At 59.4% G+C, this 21,193-nt stretch carries 20 protein-coding genes; 5 read left to right on the top strand and 15 right to left on the bottom strand.

Going from position 1 to position 21,193, the window contains the following annotated elements; translation table 11 throughout:
• Positions 1 to 45 precede the first annotated feature (45 nt).
• From HH216_RS18240 to HH216_RS18250, 3 genes are read right to left on the bottom strand one after another with little or no spacing between them, the layout of a single operon-like run.
• Complete coding sequence (locus HH216_RS18240; RefSeq protein WP_169552094.1) at positions 46 to 447, bottom strand: DUF11 domain-containing protein; 402 nt, start codon at positions 445 to 447, stop codon at positions 46 to 48.
• Positions 384 to 4,103, bottom strand: a complete 3,720-nt coding sequence (locus HH216_RS18245) for a PA14 domain-containing protein (RefSeq protein WP_169552095.1) — start codon at positions 4,101 to 4,103, stop codon at positions 384 to 386. The genes HH216_RS18240 and HH216_RS18245 overlap by 64 nt, the downstream gene beginning before the upstream one ends.
• Before the next feature lie 15 nt (positions 4,104 to 4,118).
• Positions 4,119 to 4,394 (bottom strand): hypothetical protein, encoded by a 276-nt coding sequence (locus HH216_RS18250; RefSeq protein ID WP_169552096.1) that lies wholly within the window; start codon positions 4,392 to 4,394, stop codon positions 4,119 to 4,121.
• Between the two features lie 265 nt (positions 4,395 to 4,659).
• On the opposite strand from HH216_RS18250, the gene HH216_RS26155 reads away from it, so the two are divergent.
• The 3 genes from HH216_RS26155 to HH216_RS18260 all read left to right on the top strand — a co-directional run bounded on the left by HH216_RS26155 (position 4,660) and on the right by HH216_RS18260 (position 7,190).
• The gene (locus tag HH216_RS26155) at positions 4,660 to 5,562 is read left to right on the top strand and encodes a hypothetical protein (protein ID WP_254448505.1); all 903 of its coding nucleotides are present in this window, start codon (positions 4,660 to 4,662) and stop codon (positions 5,560 to 5,562) included.
• Positions 5,559 to 6,554, top strand: coding sequence for a TlpA family protein disulfide reductase (locus HH216_RS26160; protein ID WP_254448506.1), 996 nt, complete (start codon positions 5,559 to 5,561; stop codon positions 6,552 to 6,554). The genes HH216_RS26155 and HH216_RS26160 overlap by 4 nt, the downstream gene beginning before the upstream one ends.
• A 126-nt stretch (positions 6,555 to 6,680) precedes the next feature.
• A complete protein-coding gene (locus HH216_RS18260) occupies positions 6,681 to 7,190 on the top strand; it encodes a GNAT family N-acetyltransferase (protein ID WP_169552097.1) in 510 nt (169 codons plus the stop codon).
• Between the two features lie 71 nt (positions 7,191 to 7,261).
• Here the strand turns inward: HH216_RS18260 and HH216_RS18265 are convergent, their stop codons facing one another.
• From HH216_RS18265 to HH216_RS18315, 11 genes are all read right to left on the bottom strand, one after another.
• Positions 7,262 to 8,161, bottom strand: a complete 900-nt coding sequence (locus tag HH216_RS18265) for an SDR family oxidoreductase (RefSeq protein WP_254448507.1) — start codon at positions 8,159 to 8,161, stop codon at positions 7,262 to 7,264.
• 128 nt (positions 8,162 to 8,289) lie between these two features.
• Positions 8,290 to 9,117: a crotonase/enoyl-CoA hydratase family protein gene (locus tag HH216_RS18270; RefSeq protein ID WP_169552098.1), complete on the bottom strand. Its 828-nt coding sequence runs from the start codon at positions 9,115 to 9,117 to the stop codon at positions 8,290 to 8,292.
• A 214-nt stretch (positions 9,118 to 9,331) separates the two neighbouring features.
• A complete protein-coding gene (locus tag HH216_RS18275) occupies positions 9,332 to 10,837 on the bottom strand; it encodes a DUF1501 domain-containing protein (protein ID WP_169552099.1) in 1,506 nt (501 codons plus the stop codon).
• A gap of 107 nt (positions 10,838 to 10,944) precedes the next feature.
• On the bottom strand, positions 10,945 to 12,573 hold the full coding sequence (locus HH216_RS18280) for a DUF1800 domain-containing protein (protein WP_169552100.1): 1,629 nt from the start codon (positions 12,571 to 12,573) through the stop codon (positions 10,945 to 10,947).
• A 52-nt stretch (positions 12,574 to 12,625) separates the two neighbouring features.
• Positions 12,626 to 13,552 carry a methylenetetrahydrofolate reductase gene (locus HH216_RS18285; RefSeq protein WP_169552101.1) on the bottom strand — a complete coding sequence of 309 codons (927 nt, stop codon included), beginning with the start codon at positions 13,550 to 13,552 and terminating at the stop codon, positions 12,626 to 12,628.
• A gap of 47 nt (positions 13,553 to 13,599) precedes the next feature.
• Positions 13,600 to 13,896: an MSMEG_0570 family nitrogen starvation response protein gene (locus HH216_RS18290; RefSeq protein ID WP_169552102.1), complete on the bottom strand. Its 297-nt coding sequence runs from the start codon at positions 13,894 to 13,896 to the stop codon at positions 13,600 to 13,602.
• Between the two features lie 4 nt (positions 13,897 to 13,900).
• Positions 13,901 to 14,872 carry a sll0787 family AIR synthase-like protein gene (locus HH216_RS18295; RefSeq protein ID WP_169552103.1) on the bottom strand — a complete coding sequence of 324 codons (972 nt, stop codon included), beginning with the start codon at positions 14,870 to 14,872 and terminating at the stop codon, positions 13,901 to 13,903.
• A gap of 77 nt (positions 14,873 to 14,949) precedes the next feature.
• Complete coding sequence (locus HH216_RS18300) at positions 14,950 to 15,534, bottom strand: MSMEG_0567/Sll0786 family nitrogen starvation N-acetyltransferase (RefSeq protein WP_169552104.1); 585 nt, start codon at positions 15,532 to 15,534, stop codon at positions 14,950 to 14,952.
• Complete coding sequence (locus tag HH216_RS18305) at positions 15,528 to 16,643, bottom strand: MSMEG_0568 family radical SAM protein (protein WP_169552105.1); 1,116 nt, start codon at positions 16,641 to 16,643, stop codon at positions 15,528 to 15,530. The genes HH216_RS18300 and HH216_RS18305 overlap by 7 nt, the downstream gene beginning before the upstream one ends.
• Positions 16,618 to 17,604 (bottom strand): Nit6803 family nitrilase, encoded by a 987-nt coding sequence (locus tag HH216_RS18310; protein WP_169552106.1) that lies wholly within the window; start codon positions 17,602 to 17,604, stop codon positions 16,618 to 16,620. Before HH216_RS18310 ends, HH216_RS18305 begins: the two co-directional genes overlap by 26 nt.
• Before the next feature lie 79 nt (positions 17,605 to 17,683).
• Positions 17,684 to 18,166, bottom strand: coding sequence for an MSMEG_0572/Sll0783 family nitrogen starvation response protein (locus tag HH216_RS18315; RefSeq protein ID WP_169552107.1), 483 nt, complete (start codon positions 18,164 to 18,166; stop codon positions 17,684 to 17,686).
• Positions 18,167 to 18,451: 285 nt separating this feature from the next.
• Here HH216_RS18315 and HH216_RS18320 point away from each other — a divergent pair, with 285 nt between their 5' ends.
• Both HH216_RS18320 and HH216_RS18325 read left to right on the top strand, forming a co-directional pair.
• The gene (locus HH216_RS18320) at positions 18,452 to 19,228 is read left to right on the top strand and encodes a LuxR C-terminal-related transcriptional regulator (RefSeq protein WP_169552108.1); all 777 of its coding nucleotides are present in this window, start codon (positions 18,452 to 18,454) and stop codon (positions 19,226 to 19,228) included.
• A gap of 89 nt (positions 19,229 to 19,317) precedes the next feature.
• Entirely contained in the window at positions 19,318 to 20,436 is a 1,119-nt protein-coding gene (locus HH216_RS18325; protein WP_169552109.1) for a trans-sulfuration enzyme family protein, read from the top strand.
• A 337-nt stretch (positions 20,437 to 20,773) separates the two neighbouring features.
• Here HH216_RS18325 and HH216_RS18330 read toward each other — a convergent pair whose 3' ends face one another.
• Complete coding sequence (locus HH216_RS18330; protein ID WP_169552110.1) at positions 20,774 to 21,169, bottom strand: hypothetical protein; 396 nt, start codon at positions 21,167 to 21,169, stop codon at positions 20,774 to 20,776.
• Positions 21,170 to 21,193 lie beyond the last annotated feature (24 nt).

A 21,193-nucleotide genomic window follows, 5' to 3' on the forward strand; every position in this document is an offset into this window, starting at 1 on the left:
CCAACGAATTCAGCCACTTACCGGCTGGATTCGTTGGTTTAACCCCTACCGAACCCGGAAATCAGCAAGTGCCGACACATCGCTAGCCGGGCCACTCCCGGAAGCAGCACTGACAACCTGGTACTGACAAACATTGACCGGTAACACCCAGTGGCCTGCCTGCGTCACCTTCAGCTTAAAGGTGGTACTGACCTGCTGCCCGGCGGGTAGATTATCGACTGTTGTGGTGATGCTACGCCCGGCTGACTGCCAGCCAGCGCCGTCCACAAACAGCAGACCGGTCGGCAACTGATGGCACAACTTAACCGATCGAACCGCGTTTACGCCCGTATTTCGAACCATTACCTGACATACTACCTGATCGTTGAGGGCCGGGGTTCGGTTTAAGAGCGTAACATCGAGCGCCAGCAGCACAGCCAGCGAATCACGCGTATAGGGCGTGGGCACAACCACAGGTAACGGTACCTGCCGGGGTTAGCCGACGCGTAAACAGCCGTGCCTATGTCGACCGTTCGAACATCGACCTCAGCGGCATCGTCCTGACCATCGCCCGTACCGGAATCGGGCACGCTATCCGGATCGGGGCCGCTGCCGGTAATCTGAGCGGCAACCCGATACTCGCCCAGCGCCCGCGCACTGGCCCGGAACGTCAGGACCGTATCGGCCTGCGGGCGCAATACGGGGATGCTGCCAGTCACCAGCGAGTCGCCGGCACCAGCCGCCCCTCCCATCAGTATCAGATTAGCCGGCAATCGGCAGGCCCATTGAATTGGGGTGGAACTGACGGTCGAATCGGTGTTGCGCAGGCGAAGGGAGAAGGTAACCGGCTCGCCCAGTTGCACAACCCGACGGTTGGTTTGCAGCGACAGATCAAGATCGACAGCACGCTGACTTGGCGTAACCGTGCGAGCGGCAAACGTCAGCCGTTCGACGTCGATGATCCGGGCCAGATTGTAGTTGTTACCCCAGAATCGCAGCCGTACCGTGCCGGGTTGCCGCCCGTTGGCCAGCGAGTCGAATGCACTGACTACCACCGGCGCGTACTTGCCATATTGAACCTGTAACTTTCCATCGACCAGTTGAATCGTGATGGGCTGCGACCGGGAGGCCACCGCCCAGATTTCGTTGAAGTAGCTTCCCTCCGTAATCGGCACGTTGTTGGCGTAGATGCCAGCGGGTGCGTTGGGCCGGTTGAGAAATACCCGGTTGATGAGCTGCACGATAACCCGGCCGTTTGTGTCGAGTACCTCGATGGCACAGCCTCCGTTGCGGTTGGCCCCTTCATCAATCGAAAAAAAGGAGCCACTGTAGTTCACGCGCCCGCGCAACTGCCAAGCGTCTAGGACTTTCTTTTGCCCATCCAGTTTGCGACTCACGCTGTAATTTCCCAGTTGCTGCCGAAACGAAACGTACAGATCGGGCGACTTTGACCGGTCGTAGGTTTTGATGCTGGTGCGGGCCGTCCAGTAATCTGACTCCCGGTCGGTGCTGTCTTCCTGCACCGGAAACCGGTTCCATCCGTATTGCCCATCGACAAGCTGGCTACTCATTGTTAAGCCATCGAGCAGGTCTGTGGTGTCAGAATCGGGCGCGCAGGCAGGGTACAGCCGCGCCGACGGGATCGGCTGCGTTGACAGGCCGGGTGCCGACCAGGTCAAACTCAACCGCTGCCCACCCCGGCTTTCCAGTCGGATCGGATAATACTGACCGGCGCCCAGCGCGATGGTTCCGCTGCTCGTCGCCGTGCTTCGGCTGGTCCAGCTATCGATCAGTAACCGGCCATCTACCCACAGTCGGACGCCCCGATTAGCCGTGACGGCAAACGTGTATGTCCCGGCGCTCGGGGGCGACACATAGCCCGTCCAACGGCCTGATGAACCACCCGCTACGTTGTCGATTGGCCCGTCATTTTTCCACGTAAAATTGATCGTGCTGTCGATTCGTACCGTGCGAAGCTGGCAGTTGTTCAGGTCATCGCCCTGCATATACTGCGCCCGTAGCCCCTTGCCCGCCGATGCGCTGATGGTTATGGGAATGACCTGCTCGCGAATGGTTTCCAGCCCATCGACGCGCCAGCGATGAATGCCGCCGTGCCCCGCTTCTTCGGCGTGGTAAATGTAAATCGCCCCGTCCGGGCCAGCGGTAGCCGTACCGTAGAAGACGTTGCCCGCCATGCCCGGTACGGGCGACCGGTCGGGGGCCTGCTGCACCGCGTCCGGGCCCGTCATGCCGAAGCTGCCCACCACCAGGCCATTGTCGTAAACGTGGTGCCATTTGTTGGTTTGGCTGTTTTTCCAGAATTCGCCGTGGTAATTCCAGAAAATGTGCCGACCGCTGACCGTGACACCGCCACCACCGTATTCAACATCGTTACCAACGTCGTACGCCCCGTCGGTGGGGTACTCGCCGGTATAGTTTGGATTGGTTGCCCGGGCGGTTTTCCAGAGCCATTTGCTGGTACCAACCCGGATCCCCCCCAGGTGGAAGCCGGTGCCGCGCGGCCCATTTACTTTACCGTTGTCGAAGGTGACCAGCACGTTTGAGGCAGTTGTTTCACCCGTCCGTTGCTGCCCCCCGTACCAGTTGATCGGTTCTTCGCCGGTTGCTACGGGAGCCGACGCGTAGTTGACCGCGCTCCCCCAGACGGGGTTGTTGTTACTGTCGAAGCCGGTCAGTGGGCGGGTCTGCCATTTTATGGTGCCAACCGTGCCGCTCAGATCGTTGAGCGACTGGCGAAGCGAGCCGTCTGGGGCCAGCTGGTAGGTGTACAGGTACTGGGCGTCGAACGTGATATTGGTGAACCGAACCGGCCCGGTGGGCGGCAGTTCGACCAGTACCAGTTTCTGGTCGGTGTATCGGCGCAGGAAACCATAGGTCCGGCCGTTGCTCAGGGTCGTAACATCCTTGAAGATTTCAGTGATGAAGAGGTAGTTCAGCGACCGCTCGTTGAAGTAGGCCGCCGGGATACTGCCCCGCCAATTGCGTACCAGCGTCCAGCCATCCACCGCCGACTTGCTGTAGTCGATCCCGTACTCCAGGTACTCCCCCAGCACCCGGCGGGCCCCGCTGCCGCCCACCACCTGGCTGCTGTAGCTGTGGGGCTGGTACTGAATCCGGTCCACCAGACCGCCCGGACCACCGCTGCCGCTGCCCGCCCCGTAGTGCTGCACCCGGTAGTTGCCCCCGTCGCCAACCCACACGCTGCCGTCAGCCCCGTAGCTCACAAACACCCCGTCACTCACCCCCAGCCCGTCGGTGACGTAAAACTTCTCATCGCTCACCACCGGGTCGGTCAGGTAGCCGCCCGCCACCCCCCGTACCCACTGGTTAGCCCCGTCGCTGCCCCGGTAGCCACGCAGTTGCTGACGAGCGCCCCCCTCCAGCACCGCCACCGTCCCGTCGACCGGACTCACCGCCACCGACACGGGGGCCACCAGCCCACCCAGCTGCTGCTCCACCCCGCTCAGCCGACCCTGACTGCTCACCGAGTAGCGCACCACCGTCGCCCCGTTCACCACCCACAGCCGGTCCTGGCCGTCGACGGCCAGCGCGCCCCCGTCGTTGAGAAACTCGGTGGCCACCAGCGAGCCGCTGCTCTTGTCGAACACCCGCAGCTCATGCCGGGCCGGGTGGCTCACAAACAGGTAACGGCCCCTGGCCTGCACGGCCAGCCCACCCATCCGCCCGTCGGTCGACTCGATGACGTCGATGCACGACGCGTAGGTCCGCCCGTGGGTCATGGGCAGCGAGCGACCGCTGGCAAAGCTCACCTCGGCATCGGTGCTGGCGTTGGTGGCAAAGACAAACCAGCGCCCCCCGTTGGAGACCCCCTCGTAGCCCCCCCAGTAGACGCTCTGCCCGTCGGTGGCCACCAGCCGGGAGGCCTGGTCGGTGGTGCCTTTGGCGAAGAGCTCGGTGCGGGCCTGGGGCTGGCGGGGGTCGAGTTTGATCTGGGCGGGATTGCCCTCAGCGTAGCCCAGGGCGGCAAAGGCGTACTGGCCGTTGGGGCGAAGGCCATGGCCTGGATGGGCTGGAAGGCGCGGTGCTGGCGGGCGGGGGCGACGCGGGCCGCGGTGGAGGAGTTGGCCAGCACGCCCTGCCACTGGTAGCGCACGCGGCTACTCAGGACGCGGACGTGGTAGCTGCCGGGGGCAGGGCGCGTCCGGTCTGGTCGGTGGGGCGAGGGCGGCCGAGAAGGTGCCGGGCGGTGTTAGCCGGGCCGACCACAGGGTGTTGATGAGTGTTGAATCGCTGGCGAAGAGACCGGCCGAAGTGGTGGCTGAGTCGCTCAGACTGTAGGCGAAGCTAATGTTACGATCTGTCTGCGCCTGTGCCCTTGCAATCAAAAGAAAGAAGGCGAATATGTATATAAGTTTAGCAAATTTATTTTTCATAAACTTGTTGTTTACCATACACGCTGATAAGCATTTTTCATTCCATCCCGCCGACTCCAGTGTACGATTGTTTATGATTTCCTCCTTTGTTCACGTAATTGATTTGAATGTTCTGATTTTAATGGGCACGTTTCCGGTGATATCCGGTCAACTGACGTCCATCACCCCGTTCAGGGTGGCTCGATTCACCGCTGTTTCGACGAAAACTCAGTAAGTAAATGGGGCTTCGGTAGCATTATGCGCTGGGCGTTTGTACTTTGGAGGAGTGAAAAACCTTGCTTTCTTCTCCCCGCTCCTCTTGCTGGCTGGCATTAGTCAGGCGCAGTTCCGCTATCTGCCTGTCGCTCCGCAGGTTGGGCAGGCCGTGTCGTTTACGTACTCGCCACAGGGCACACCACTGGCTACCGATAGCCTGATCGAAGCCCGATTTGTGCGCTACGGGGCACCCGCCGTTATGAGCCTGAGTCAGCCGAGGGGGTTGACGCTGGTAAGGCAGGGGCGCGACTATGTCGGGCAACTGACTATTCCAAACAATAACGTGTCGGGGATGCTGCTGCTATTCCGCAACCCACAGCAAACACGCCGGGTCGATCTGAATCGGGGAATGCTGTACGCGGTGCCGGTCTGCGATGAGAAGGGGTGCCCGCTGCCCCACGCCCTGGGAGGTCAGGCGTCGGTGTTCACGCGCAGTCATTTTCTGTACGAATCCGACGCGCGGCCCGACCCCAGCCGGGTGGTGCAGCTGTACGAACTCGAACTGGCCGAGCACCCCGACCTGCGCCCACTCTACTGGTCGGATTATCTGGCCGCGCTGGTAAAACAGCAGAAGCCCGGCTACGGCCCGAAAGTCGACGCGGGGATTCGGTCATATCTGGCGTCGCGACCCAAACCAACGGTGGCGGAACTGACCACGGCGGCTCAGCTTTATGAAAGTATGGGCGACTTTACGAAGGCCAACGCCCTGCGCGAACGCCAGAAAACGGCGGACCCGGCGGGGTCAATGGCGCAGAAAGACCGGTCGATGGCGGTGCGAAATCAGACCGACTGGACCCAGAAGAAAACATTATATCAGGCCTTTGCGAAGGAATTTCCGACTTCGTCGTACCTGCCCGCGCTGAGCGTGATGATGACCGACGGCTACTACAAAAACAACGACATTCGGGGATGATGACGCTGGTCAACGCGCTGCCGCCAACGCAGACCGACGTCTTGATGCTCAACACGATCGCCTTTCAGATGGCCGACGAAAAGCGCGACGTACCCACCGCTGAACTCCTCATCAAACGCGCCCTCGCCGACCTGAACGTACAGCCCCGACCCGGCAACATTGCCGCCAGTCAGTGGGCGTCGGAGAAGCAGAACCGGCACCGGCAGTTGCAGAACACATACGCTCGTGCGCTCGAGCAGCAGGGCCGTTACGCCGATGCGTGGCCGGTTTACCAGACGGTCGTTAGCCCGGCCGACGTCGAAACCAGCGACGAACGCACCAACGAACGCTATTTCCTCTGCGCCCTGCAAACGAACCACGCGGCCACTGCCCAGCCTTACACCGAAGAAGCCATTCAGCTTGGTCTGGCAACGAACCGGCTCAAAACCGCTTACCGCGACTGGTACGCTAAACAGCCCGGCCAATCCCTCGCCAACGCCGACGCCCATCTGCACGACCTTGAATCCGACCTGCGCGAAAACCTCCGCGACGAACTGCGATCGGTAATGATTAACGAACCTGCGCCCGCCTTCTCCATGACTGATTTACAGGGCCGTACGATCTCGTCGTCGGCCTGCCGGGGCAAAGTGGTCGTGCTCGACTTCTGGGCGACCTGGTGCGGCCCGTGCATCGCGTCGTTTCCGGCGATGCAGCAGGCACAGACCCGCTTCCAGAGCGACCCTAACGTCCGGTTTCTGTTCGTAAACACCCGCGAAGGAGGGCCGTTGCAGCGCGTTCATTCGTTCATGGAGCGCAACACCTACCCGTTCGTCGTGCCCATCGACGTTCAGCAGCGCGTCGCCAATGCTTATAAGGTGCAGGGCATCCCAACGAAGGTGATCATCGACGGCAAAGGGCGCGTTCGGTACCGATCCATCGGCTACAACGGCAACCCCGAAACGACCGTCAAAGAACTGGCGATGGTGGTAGAGATGCTGAAGGAGGAATTGTAGTTGGGTTCAAGGTTTATTGTTTGATGTTTAACGTTGTTACACTGCGTTAGCAACGACTTTAAACATCAAACCGCCCGTTGGCCCGGCACAAACCTTGACCCTTAGACTTTAAACATTAAACCCTCAATGACCCTACGACTGGCTACGGCCGATGATATGCCCGCGCTGCTGACGCTGCTGAAACGCGTGATTCCGGTGATGCGCGAAAGCGGCAATTTTCAGTGGGATGACCACTACCCCAACGCCACCGTGTTCGGGCAGGACATTGACAAAAAGCAGCTTTGGATAGCCCTGATTGGCAATGATATAGCTGGACTGGCGGCTCTGACGGAAGATCAGGAACCAGAGTACGCGCAGGTGGGCTTCGACCTCATCGAGCGGGCTATCGTGACGCACCGACTGGCCGTCGACCCGCAGTTTCGAGGGCAGGGCGTAGCGGTTGCGCTGTTGCAGCAGGCCGAACAACTCGCTCTCGACCGGGGTATCGGCTATTTGCGCATCGACACCAATTCGGAAAACCAGATCACGCAGCGGCTGTTCCCTAAACTCGGCTACCGATACGCTGGCGACATCACCCTCAGTTTCCGCCCCGGCCTGCGCTTTCTGGCGTATGAGAAGCTGGTTCAAAGTTTGTAGTTTAATGTTTAAGGTTGTCGCCTGAAGAGGTAACGTTGAACCTTAAACCTCAAACTACAAACCTTAAACTATCACGATTTACTCGCCCGGTTGGCCTGTTTGATGCTTTTGGATACTTCGTCCCACTGCTCGTCGGTGACGTCGCGGAGGTGGCTGAACTCGCCCGCCATCAGCACTTCACCCCCGTCGATAGTGATGCTTTCGCCGGTGATGTAGCCCGAGAAATCCGACAGCAGGTAAGCCGCCAGATTAGCCAGTTCGCCGTGGTCGCCAACGCGGTTGAGCGGGATACGGCTTCCGGGATCATCCATCAAGCTGGCGAGTGGTTCGGGGAACAGCCGGTCCCACGCGCCTTTTGTCGGGAACGGGCCGGGTGCAATCGCGTTGACCCGGATACCGTACTTGCCCCACTCAGCCGCCAGCGACTTGGTCATAATCAGGGCACCGCCTTTGGCCACCGCACTCGGCACGACATAGCCCGAACCCGTTGTGGCATAAGTTGTTGAGATGTTCAGCACCGTGCCGGAAATCTTGTTCTCGATCCAGTATTTGCCGACAGCCAGCGTGAAATAATACGTCCCGCGCAGCACGATGTCGACGATCGTGTCGAAGGCTTTGTACGACAGCCGTTCAGTGGGGCTGATGAAATTTCCCGCCGAGTTGTTGAGCAGCCCATCGACCCGGCCAAACGTTTCGACCGTCTGCGCCAGCACGTTCTCGATTTCTTGCGGGTTACGCACGTCGCACGGTACCGCCAGTATGCGTCCGACTCCTTCAACAGCAGCCAGTTCGGTCGTGAGTTCCTGCGCCGTTTCATCGATCACCGCCTGCCGACGGCTACAGATCGTGACGTTGGCACCCAGCGTCAACAGGTAGCGCGTAATGGACTTACCCAGCCCCGTACCGCCCCCGGTCACGATAATCGTTTTTCCCTGCAAAGCCCCATCCCGGAGCATTCCTGTTGCGTTCATGTTTCTAAAGAGCGAAAGAATGAAAGAGTGAAAGAGCGAAAGAGTGAAAGAGCGAAAGAGTGGCTGGCGCATCATTGGCTCCGCTTCGGCGGTCCGATTTCACTCTTTCATTCTTTCGCTCTTTAAGGTTAGTACCCCCGGTTAATCTTTTTATTAAACCGGGCCTGGCGTTTTTCCTGGGTGGCTTTGATGGCTTCGCTGAAGTCGTCGGACTGGAGCTGACCGGAGTTGAGTTCGGCGACGTATTGCAAGCCCTCCTCGACAGACTTATCCAGACTGCGGTTTAGCACCTGCTTCACACCCGTCACGGCCGACGATGAGTTGTCGGCGATTTGCCGGGCCAGTGTCATAGCGGCTTCAAATAAGGCGTCGGGCGTGTCGTATACGTGATTGACGAGGCCAATGCGTTCGGCGAAGCTGGCGTCGTAGTCGTTGCCGGTGAACGCCATTTCGCGGGTGAAGCCCTGCCCAATAATTGGCGGCAGAAACTGCAAGCCCCCGATGTCGGCCGTCATGGCGAGTTTGGCTTCGCGCAGGCTAAACTTCGCGTCGCGCGAGCACAGCCGGATGTCAGCCGCAGCGATCATGTTGACCCCACCGCCGATGCACCAGCCGTGGATAGCCGCGATAACCGGCCGGGGCGACTCGTGCATCTTCTGAAAACCCGACTGCATCTGCCGAATCTGCGTCGTGACTTCCGAGCGTTCAGCACTGGTCATGGTGCTCAGTTTGGGCATCATCTTGTGGACGTCGAGGCCATAGCTGAAGTGGTCGCCACTGCCCCGGACGATGACGCAGCGGACATCGTCCATCTGGTCGATAGCGGTCATGGCCTGTGGGAGTTCTTCCCAGAATTCGGGACCCATGGCGTTGCCTTTGCCGGGTCCTAGGAGCGTAACGGTCAGTACGCCGTCGTCGGTAGTGAGTGCGAGGGATTGATAGGTCGTCGGTTCCATAGCAAGTGGTATGCGTGCATACAGCGGGCGTAAAAGTGTAGATTTCAGTTCATCTACGCAACCGTCTGTGTATGCACAACCGGCGACCATTCCCGACTGTTAGCTGATAAACGAAAGATAATTGTCGCGATTGATCAGCGTGAACACGAGCAATGCCACAGCCGCAAACTGTAAATTCCGTCAGTACGTTGACGGAATTTACAGTTTCGCCCGGTTAGCCGGTCATTTGCACGGTGTAGCCACCGGTAATGAGTTTGCCGTCGAGCCGGAGGTTGCGGACGTTGACCGACTGCCGCAGCGTGACGGTGTGCCCCGCGTTGACCCGCACGTACTCACTCGCCATCGGCTTCCGCCCGACCGTCCAGACGTTGCCGTTGCTCCAGTCGCCGGACGCGACGGTTTCAACCATGTCGGAAAACAGCGAGACGGTGGGAAACTGCCGGAACAGCAGCGACGAGGTCGTTGGCTGCGCCGTACCAAACCAGTCGGTCAGCACGTCGGTGTATACGCGCCGGAAGTCGATCTGCATCGGAATATCCTTGTTGGTACTCTGCCCGATAAGGGCCGACAGGTTGGGATTCTGCCCAATGGTGCGGTGCCTGACGTTCGTACCAAACACAAACATCGGAGCGGCAATGCCGTGATCGGTGCCGCGCGACGCATTGGAATTGGCCCGTCGCCCAAACTCGGAAAAGGTCATGCCCACTACCCGGTCAGCCGTGCCCTGCAAGAGCATATCCTGCTGAAAAGCCGCAATCCCCGCCGAGAGTTTACCGAGCCGGGTGGCATGGTCGCCGGTCGCGGTATCGCTGGCATCGACCTGCGCGGCATGGGTGTCGAAGCCCCCCAGCGACACGAAATAAATTTTGGTCTTAAGGCCGCCATGAATCAGCCGGGCCACAATTTTTAACTGTTCAGCCAACGAATTACCGACCGCTTTGTCGGGGTAGGTCGCGAGGTTTTTGCCAGCGTCAGCGGCCCGCTTGATTTCGCTGGCGTAGCCCACCGACAGCGCCTGCTGCTTCCGCACGTAGGCAATCAGGTCACCCGCGTCGCAACAGGGCAACCCGCCCGGCGAAGTTACACTGCTGGCACCCACGAGCTGGTAAAAACTGTCGGGGTCACTCAGGGCAATCCCCATCGACTGCTGACTACCCAGCAGGGCCGTTGAGGTCAGGTAGCCGATCTGAATAGCGAGCGGGTCTTCCATCTGCGCGTTGGGGTAACCAGTTGGGTAGCCCGGAAACTGATTCTCCAGGTACCGCCCGGCCCAGCCCGTCGTCGCGGTCACGTCGGCATCGACGCCCGTCATCCAGATGTCGGTGGCGCGGTAGTGCGACTGATCGGGGTTGGGGTACGACACCGAGTGGACGACCGATAGTTTGCCGTCGTTGTAGAGGTCGCGCAGGCCGGTCATGGCGGGGTGCAGGCCGGTCGTATCGTTCCCGTCGAGGGTCAGCACCTTACTTTGCGGAATGGCAATATTGCTCCGTAGGGCGTTGTACTGGCTCATCTGATCGAGCGGAATCACGGTATTCAGGCCGTCGTTTCCCCCGTTGAGGTACACGATGACCAGCACCCGGTCGGAGTAATCGGCCTGCGTTTCGAGCAGTGCCTGCACCAGTGCCGACTGCCGATTGAGGGCTTTCAACCCAAACCCATCCAGTAAAACGGGCAGCACACTCGCCGACGCTGCCGCCAGAAAATCACGACGTTTCATGTTTTTAAAGAGCGAAAGAGTGAAAGAGCGAATGAGCGAAAGAGTGGCTGGCGCATCATCTGATTCGCGCTAACCATCGCTCTTTCAGTCTTTCGCTCTTTCACTCTTTAAAACAGTTGATACTCGGCCATGCGGAGCATGTAGCGCATGAGGTTTTGCAGGCGGTATTTTACCGCGTTGCGTTTGCTGGTGTTGGTGGGTGCACTACGGTAGGCATTCCACTCAAAGGCCCAGGAAGTGCGGGGGATTCCCTGCATCATGATGGTGTCGATCAGGAAATCGTTCTGGCTTTGAAACAGGTCGAGCGCAAACAGATTCTTCGAGAAGGCCGTCAGTACGTCGACGCAGGTGATGGCGGGAGTTCCGGTTGGGTCGGCGAAGTTGGCTTGAAGGCTGGTAGCCCACGCCACTACGTCGATCCCCATTTTGTAGCCCGTTTTTATTTCCAGCCACTGCCAGATGTACGCATCGGTGTAGTCGCTGCGGAGGGCCAGCGTCGTGGTGTTGATCCAGATGCGCGAATAGCCCGTCTGGTAGTACGCGTCGTAGCCGAAAACAGTCGGCTGGTCGATCAGCGCCATTTGCATATCGCGCATCCGCCAGAACATGAAATCGAAGTATTTTTTGAACGCCGTGTAGTCGGTGTTCATGTCGGGAACGGGCTGATTGAACAGCCGCATCGACCCAACAGCCAGATCGGCGGGTGATTTTATCATCGAGCCGATGTTGGTATCGTCAAAAAATACCTGACTCGTCAGCAGCTTTTCGAGCACCGGCCGGATAGCGTAGTTGTTGGTAGTGCTGGCAAAGAACTGCGCCAGGGGGATGATGACCGTATTTTCGATGTCGGCCGTGACGTTCGGGTTGACGTACCAGCGGTAGAGTTTGCGGCAGATGAAGCGGGGGGTCTGCGGATGGCGCAGCAGCATCGCCACCAGATCGGTCAGTTCGGCGTCGCCCGCCGTCGTGCCCGTCCGGCCTGTGATGACGGTGTTGTTGTAGCTGGCCGAGAAGGTTTTGTTGGTCGAATCGTGCTTGGTGCTGGTGAAGGTGGTGTCGAATGTGGTGGAGCCAGCTTTCCAGAAGTTGGTGTATTTCCAGCCCGTCAGCACCCGCGCAGCCGCTTTCACGTCGTCTTCGGTGTAATTCTTGTTGCCGTCAGCGTCGAAGGCACCTACCGTAAACAGCTCCTGTAGCTCCCGCGCGTAGTTTTCGTTGGGCTTACCGACTTCATTTTGTCCCCCATTGAGGAACACCAGCATACCGGGGTCTTTACTCACCTCCGTCACGAGCGTACGGAAATTACCGAGCGCATTATTTCGCAATAGCAACAAATAGCGATTGACGAATCGGTAGTCGTCGATCACCTCGCGGGTGGCAACGAAATGATTCTGCCAGAACAGCGTGAGTTTATCGAGCAGACTCGGCGGGGTGGTCTGATCGGTCATCAGCCGCATCCACCAATAGCGCAGGTAGTGGCCGAAGTCGAAGTTACGGTCGCCGTTGAAGGGCAAGCCCAGATACGGTTGCCCCGCCGTCGACTGCGTGCTGTCGAGATCGATGGGGGGCGAGGGTGAATAGTTCGCGTTCGAGATAAGCCGGTTCACCGCGTCAGCGGCCGTCAGACCCGTAAAGGCCGAAATCTCGGCCTGCGTGGGGCCAAACGTGGCCCGGCGCAGCAGATGCGCGGCCGTTTTTGCCGTTAACGGTTGCGTGTAGGGATCGAGACTGGGCATGCACTCAGTTTTGTTACTGAATCGCAATAACAGTACCAAAATCGACCAACACTCAGTACACCAGTTGCTCGCCCAGGCCAGCGGCTGTGATGATGCGGGGCACCCAATCTTCCGCACCGATGGAACGGATATGTAGCCCGGTGATGCCCTCCATCGACCGGATACCGTCGATCAGTTCAAGGGTGATAGCCAGACTCTCGCGTTCGCTGTTGTGGCTTTCGATGCGGTGCAGCAGGTGGTCGGGAATGCTCAGCCCCGGAATTTCTTTCAGCACGTGCAGCCGCTCGGCCCCGCTAAACGGGAAAATTGCGCCGATAAACCGCGCTTTTTTGTGCAGCCCCCGCCGGACAACTTCCTGCATCCACTGGGCCATCGGCCCCAGTTCAAAGATCGCCTGCACCTGAATGAACTTAGCCCCGGCGGCAATTTTCTGTTCGAGCCGGGCAAAACTTTCGTCCATTTTATCGGGCGAGCAGGGAAAGTCGATGGTGCCAACGGTAAAGCTGGGGGCCGGTTTGATGATGTCGCCGTTGAACATCTCGCCCCGTTCGGTCAGGGCCGTAATGCGCTCGATAGCTTCGACACTACCCAGATCAGTCGCGTCGACGGCGGTTGGGTCGGTGCCGATGGCGCAGGGGTAGCCGCCCAGAATGATGATGTTGTTCAATCCCAGATTGGCGAAGCCGAGCAGGTCGCCCTGCAAGGCAATGCGGTTCCGATGGCGGAGGGTAAATTGCAGAATCGGCTCCATCCCCGCCATTTTACAGTGCAGCCCGGCCACCATGTTGCTGAGCCGCGCCCGCGACAGCAGGTGGTCGTTGATCTGCACCACGTCGACGTATTCGCTCACGATAGCCGCTGCGTTCATAAACCCCGTCAGGTCGTGGTGGCGCGGGGGCGTCAGTTCGGCCGACACAATGAATTTATCAGAAGCCAGCAGCTCGGCAAACGTCTTCTTTTTTGTCACTTGCGCATTCATAAGCAGTTGTGTTTCTGGTTCGTTGTCATCGGCCACCCGTCGGCGGGCTAATGGATAGTCAGGATACGAACGGTCGATTCGTCGGGGCCGGGATGGGTCCGGCGAATGGCCTGAATCGCAGCCGCCATCCGGTGTTTTTCGGCCATTGCCGCCGTGCATTCGTAGCCATAGGTTTCCCGAACCCGCCGACTGGCGTGTTGCAGGGCGGTAGCGCACCGCTGCTCAAAATCGGGCAGATTCAGCTCCGTACCGGGCTCAAAATACGTTCGGATCACGCTCGATGGTGAGTAAATCGTTTCGTCGCGACCGTCGGGCCACTGAATATGTACGTATGTTTCCGGCATGGTGTCAATACGATTGAGCGGGCATAATTTCATCCAACGGAAACGAAACAAGCTGCTGGTTGTAAGCCAGTTGAATACCCGCTTCGTCCGTAATTCCGCCGACAGTGGCCGCCGTAATGCCGTTGCTGGCGAACAAGTCCAGTGTCGGCTGTAGGTACTGGTCGGGCACCGACAGCAGGTAGCCGTAGCTGGGAAAGCTGGTCAGCCATTTCAGCAGCGACACGCCGGGTGGAATGGGCAGCGCGTCGAGGTTCAGCGTGGCCCCCACCCCGGAGGTTCGGGTCAGCATCGCCAGCGTACCGATGATACCGCCCATGCTGATGTCTTTGGCCGCCGACGACCAGCCCATCTGAGCGATCTGGTGGGGCAGGCGCAGGGTTCGTTGCAAATCATTGGGCGATGCCGTCGTGCTGGCGTTCCAGAACGGATAGTCGCCATAGAAGGCCCCGTTCATGTCGACAGCGATCAGCAACTGCTCACCGGGTCGGGCGTCGAAGCTCGTCAGCAGGCGGTGGGCCTTGCCGATGATCGACACGGCAAGGTGCAGGCCATCGCTACCGTAGCAGGTGTGCCCGCCCACCATCGGCACGTCGTAGGCGCGGCAGGCCGCCAGCATCCCCTCCCACACCGCCCGACTGCCGGGCTGATCGGGCGTCCAGATCACGTTGGTCAGTGCAACCGGCAGGCCACCCATCGCGCAGACATCGCTGATGTTCACCATCACGGCCGAGTAGCCCGCAAACCACGGGTCGCGGTTCAGAAAAGCCGGAATGATTCCTTCCGATGCGAAGAGCGTGTAGCCGCCCATCCCGTCGGGAATGGCCGCGCAGTCGTCGCCCAGGCGTACCTGCTCACCCGCCGACAGCCCCGTCGACACGCTGTCGCCCAACGGTTCATACGTGCGTTCGATCAACACCTTATCCCGAACGGATGGTATGGCCAGCAGGGATTCGATCAGTTGGTGCAGGTCGGACATGGCAATGGATTTTACGGATTGTTGAGACTGGGTATCGGCCGGATCAGCCGATGCGTTTGGTACGACGACACCACGCCCTACCCCTGCTTCAGTTGCGCCAGTGAAACCTGCGACGGTGGATAGTACCGCAGGCTGGCTTCCATCCGGGCATGGGTCATGCCGTGAAGCTCGACGGTGTGCAGCGTGGTCCACTGCATACGTTCGAAAAAGCTGACATTCTGCATCTGTACGTTCGCCAGAAACCGGCGGCATCCGAGTGCTGTTGCCGTCGATACGGCCTTAAAAATCAGCGCGGCCCCAACCGACGTTTTAAACAGATCGGGTGCGTTGTCGGCATCGAACAGCCCCTGAATGGTAAACCGGGCTTTCTGCCGGTACGTATCCGCCACGCCCAGCCGTGAGCCAAACCAAAGCCCCGGTTCGCGCTCGTCGATCCGCACGACACCCACCACCCGGTCGGGCATACCCATGCAGTTCGAGACGGCCACGATGGGTAGGGCGTTCCGGTCGATTTCGTCGCGGTCGGTGGTCGAAAAAATGCGTTGTTCGGTGCAGAAAATCCGTCGGCGAAGGTCGGTATACTGCCGAAGCTGCCACGGTTGCCGGGCAAAATCGAACAGCAGATCGTCGTTTCGGAAGGGCGGTGGCGTTTCGATCAGCATACAGCGGCCGCGTTGAGTTTCTCGAATGATTTAAGCGTCGAGCAGGCACCGCACTTGCCGCAACCCGCCTTGATCGTGTCGGCGGTCATACCGGCTTCGGCCAGCATCTGCCCGACCGGACCCAGCACCGCCTTCATAAACACCGGACTGGGCGAGGGGTGGTTTTGCAGGGGCGTATTGCGAACCGGCACGAAAGGCACGACAAACGGGTACACACCAATGGTAATCAGCTCGCGGCTAAGGTCAACGAGCGCGTCGACGCTATCGCCCAAACCCGCCAGCAAATAAGTCGACACCTGAGCCCGGCCAAACACGGCAACGGCCGCGCGGAAGGCGTCCATGTAATAATCGAGCGGCACCTCGGCTTTGCCCGGCATGATCTGCTCCCGCACCGCCTGCCCGGCCGCTTCGAGGTGCATCCCCAGCGTGTCGACACCGGCGTCGCGCAGTTTGGCGAACCAGCTAAAGTCGTCGGGGGGTTCGCACTGCACCTGAATCGGAATCGTGATACCCTGTTCGCGCAGCACGGCCACCGTGTCGCGCAGGATTTTCGCCCCCCGGTCTTTGGTAGCGGGAGTGCCGGTCGTGATCACCAGCTGCTCGATCCCGTCCTGCTCGACGGCCACGCGTGTCACTTCAGCCAGTTGCAGCGGTTTCTTGTAGGCGATGGTCGTTCCGTACTTCAGCGACTCGCCGATAGCGCAGAACTGACACGACGTGCTGCTGTCGCCGTACCGGATACAATTTTGCAACAGCGTCGTTGCCAGTACGTTGTGACTGTGAAGCTGGGCTATTTTCCAGAACGGTACCCCGTCGGTGGTCGTATGGCTGTAAAAGTTGGGCTGGCGCGGAAAGCTGATAAGCCCCAGCTTTTCGCCGTTCCGCAGCAGATCGGCCACGCCCAGCACGTTGGGGGCACCCGCGTGGTAGGGCGACGATCCCGACGACTGATTGTAGACCGGCACCATCAGCGTCGTACCGGCAATCCGCACGGCTTTGTGGTCCGTTGGTCCGGCACCACCCCGGCGGGCGGGTGTCGTGCCAGCTACCAAGTCGTCGAGCCGCAGCCCCATCGTCTGCAATTCAGTCAATAGTTCCTCGGAGAGCATAGGCAGGTGTCGTTACGTCAGGCCGACCGCCGTGGGTGTGTACCGGCTGGTGGGCCGCCTGATTCAGGTTGACAGACAGTAATTCGGGCCGGGCGTAGTGCCCAACGGAATCCATCATTCGCTTTCGTTTCCAGATTAGGGCCATGTCCAGTTCCGCATAGGCAATACCTTCGCCTTCGGTGATGGGCGGGCACAGATGAACCCCTTCCGGCGAAATGATGGCGGTCATGCAGCCACCGCGCAGGGCTTTTTGCAGGGCCGGGTCGGGCGTGATCGACGTAATCTGTTCGTCGTCGAGCCAGCCACAGGCGTTGATCACGAAGCAGCCAGCTTCCAGCGCGTGGTGCCGGATCGTGACTTCCATCTGATCGGCGAAAATCTGCCCGACCATCGACCCCGGAAACTGCCCACAGTGAATTTCTTCGCCATCGGCCATGAGCGCGTAGCGGGCCAGCGGGTTGTAGTGCTCCCAGCAGGCCAGCGCCCCCACGCGCGCAATCGTCGTGTCGACGGCGTGCAAGCCGCTGCCGTCGCCCTGCCCCCAGATCATCCGCTCGTGGTAGGTGGGCGTGATCTTCCGTCGTTTCAGCACCAGTTCCCCCGTCGTATCGAATACGAGCTGGGTGTTGTAGAGCGTACCGCCGTCGCGTTCGTTGACCCCCAGCACCACCACCATCGAGCACTCGCGGGCCGCACTCGCGACCAGATCGGTCAGCGGACCCGGCACCACGACCGATTCGGCGTAGAGTTTCAGGTGCTCCTTGCCAGCCGCAACGGGCGGGGTGATGAACGAAAAATACGGGTAGTTGGGCACGAACGTTTCGGGAAACACGATGATGTCGGTGCCCTGCGCTGCCGCCATCCGGATCGTATCGCAGACCTTTTCGATGGTGCCGATCCCGTCGCCCAGTACCGGTTTAATCTGTGCCGCTGCGGCTTTGATGACTTTTTTGGTAGCCATACCTACGGTTTCTGGTTTTCAGTCTGTTGCTTTCAGCGAACGTCACGGCAGCAGGCGGAGTCGCCCACTCCCTACCTCACTACAGGGTCCAGGTGTCGATAATCACCGAGTTGTCGCGCCGGTGGATCAGGTTGAGATCGAGCACATCGAGCGGGCCAATGGGGCGTATACCGGGCAGCAGCGACGGTTCGCCATGCCCGTAGAGTGCCTGAAGCGCAAAGCGGCAGGCGAAGATCTTGCCGCCCTCTTCCATGAACTTCATCAGCCGCTGCGTGTAGACGAGGTGACCGGGGAAGGCTTCGCTACCGATCTTGGGAAAACCGCGCTGAATACCGAGAGTAACGCCGGGGCCGTAGAGCAGAATCGATGTGTCGAACCCTTTCCGTAGCAGCCGCGTCGCCGACAGGATATTGACCAGTCCGATAGACCCTTCGAACGCTACCGTGTGAAACGTGACGAGGGCTTTCTGGCCGGGTTCGGCCTTGACGTCCTCAAATACTTTCTCCTCATAATCAACAAAATAATCACCGTCCTTGTGGGGTTCGAGTTCTACTTTGGGCATGACATGGTCAGGTTTACGTGATTGGCTCCAGTGTGCAGCCACAACAAACCTAAGACTTGTCTAAAATAAGGTCAATCACCTGAATTAGTGATTTTTATAGCTGTATTTTCCAATAAAACAATATTATCTATAGATAATACAACTACACGCAAAATATTAATTAACAGATAGACTGGTTTTCAATCATTCATATCCGATTTTTGTCTACTCCCTATCCGGTAGCGTACCGCCTGCGGGTCGTTATCGTCTTTCAATCGCTACAACCCATGAAAAAAGCCGCAACGTATGAAGAACGGGCTGGTCGATGCTACTACCCCCGAGGGTCTGGAATTTGTCACGTTTCTGAATAGTCTGCGCTCGCTGCACGACGACCTGAAACCCATCTTCCAGTCGGAAGTTGAGCAGTACCTGCAAACGGTGCCGCTCCTGCCGACGCAGTTTATGTACGTCCACGACATCCGGTCGGGCCGGTTTTTTCACAAGGGTTTCGACTCTTGTCTCGGCTATGAGCTGTCGGATCTGACGGCCGACTTCATCGTTCGGTTTATCCACCCGGCCGACCGCAGCACGTATTTTACCCTGTCGAAGGCCCTGTTGTCGTTCGTGCTGGGCAACGCGCCCTACCTCGCTCCGTTTCTGACGACATTCCAGATGAACTACCGGGTGCAAAAGGCCGACGGCACCTACATAACCATCCTGCGGCAGAGTACCCCGTTTATCATCAACCAGCAGAATGAGGTCGTCGCCCACCTGAGTATCTGCACCGACATTAGCCTGGTTACGACATCCAGCCGTATCAACTGGCACCTGGCGGGACCCCGCAGTGAAACGTTCCCGCAGTTTCTCCGGGATTATCTTCAGCGTACCCAACCCCTCTTCAGCGAACGCGAGCAGGATATTCTCCGGCTGGTTGGGCAGGGACTGTCGAGTCAGGAGATCGGCGACCGGCTATTTATCAGCGTCAACACCGTCAATACGCACCGGAAAAGCCTGATGAAAAAAGCCAACGTCAACAAAACCATCGACCTGATCGCCCACGCCCGCGAACACGGGTACATGTAAGCGGAACGCCGATATGCTTCGGTTTTGCGGGGTAAAATGCGGTACTTCGGTGTTCAGACTAACCCGCCAGCTCCGGCTGGTGCCGCGCTATGCATTTCGATACGCTTGCCCTGAAAGCCACTCATCAGGCCGACCCAACAACGGGGGCCGTGGTCCCGCCCATACATCTTGCCACGACCTTTGCCCGCGACGAAGCCAACGAACTAACCGGGCCGTACCTGTACACGCGCCCCAACAACCCCAACCGCGAAGCCCTCGAAACGGCATTGGCGACGCTCGAAGGCGGAGCCGTCGGGATGGCGTTCGGGTCGGGGCAGGCGGCTACCATGACGCTCTTGCAGGCACTCAGCCCCGGCGATCACGTACTCGTAGCCACCGACTCGTACTACGGCACCCCCGCCCTGCTCGAACAGGTGTTTCACCCCTGGGGCCTGACCTACACGCGGGTACACATGGACGATCTGGACGCGGTGAAGCAGTCGATGCACGAAAACACGCGGCTGGTCTGGTGCGAAACGCCCTCGAACCCCCTCCTGACAATCACTGACTTACTAACAGTTGCGCGACTGGCGCACGACGCGGGGGCACTCTGCGTCTGCGACAACACCTGGGCGACGCCCGTGCTGCAACGCCCGCTCGAGTTGAACTGCGACATCGTGATGCACTCGACCAGCAAGTACCTGAGCGGCCACTCCGACGTGCTGGGCGGGGCACTGGTATTCAAACGCAACGACGAGTTCGCCCAGCGGGTCCGGTCGTTGCAAAGTCTGTCGGGGGCGGTGCCGTCGCCGTTCGATTGCTGGCTCATTAGTCGGGGCATCAAAACGTTGGGCGTCCGAATGCGGGCGCAGATGGCCACCGCGCAGGCCGTCGCCGACTTCCTCGACGGGCATCCATCGGTCGAAAAAGTGCATTACCCCGGCCTGCCCAATCACCCCGACCGCGCGCTGATTGCCCAGCAAATGAACGGGCCAGGGGCCATGCTATCGGTGCAGGTAAACGGTGGAGCCGCCGAAGCGCTGGCGTTTATCGGTAAGCTGAAACTGTTCACCCGCGCCACGAGTCTGGGAGGTGTCGAAAGTTTGATCGAGCACCGGGCCAGCGTCGAAGGCCCCAACTCCACCACGCCTGCCAACCTGCTCCGCGTATCCATCGGCCTCGAACACGCCGAAGACCTGATCGCCGATCTGGCGCAGGCGTTGCGGTAAGTTTGCGGTATATGGTTTACAGTTTTCGGTTTACGGCGGCTGACGCGCATGTGTAGCCTGGACCTCCAGGTCCGGGTGCCCGTCAAGGCAACTATATCAGGCGGCAGCTTTTTGGCCGCTTTGCGACCACCCGGACCTGGAGCCGCGCCGGCGGGCCGGTCCAGGCTACAGTTTGTCGTCTGCACCTTCCAGGTGTAGACGGGCGCGATAGCGGCCAGATAGCTGCCGCCTTACGTAGTTAGCCTACGGCTACCAGACGTGGATCGCACCGCGCCACGGTGGCCGGCGCACCGGTCCAGGCTACTGTAAACCATATACTGAAAACCGAATACCGAGTTTACTTCCTCGGCCTAATTCGCCGGATGGCTGATGAATGCCGTTTGGTCGTGTCGTACCCATGTATCGGCATATTGTCCAAAGTAGCCCGAACGACGTTGGATGGGTCTTTTGGTGAGCGGTAAAAGGCGTTGTCGGGTACCGTCGTCGGCATGGGAATGGTGCTACCGCGCTCGGGCCGGGCAACCGGCATATCGTCGGGTTTACCCCGGTCGGCATTGGGCAGACTTTTCAACAGTTCGTGAGTAACGCTGTCGGAGAAATTGTTCGGCCGGAGAATAATCTTGCTGCCGCGTTCGGGCCGGGCAACCGGCATCGAATCCGGCCGGACCTGACCGGGCGTTTGTCCGTATGTCTGATACGCAGCCAGCATCAGCAAAACGTATAGTGATTTCATGGTCGTAGTACACTTTGGTTTGTC

The sequence above is a fragment of the Spirosoma rhododendri genome (assembly GCF_012849055.1).
Lineage (GTDB): Bacteria > Bacteroidota > Bacteroidia > Cytophagales > Spirosomataceae > Spirosoma > Spirosoma rhododendri.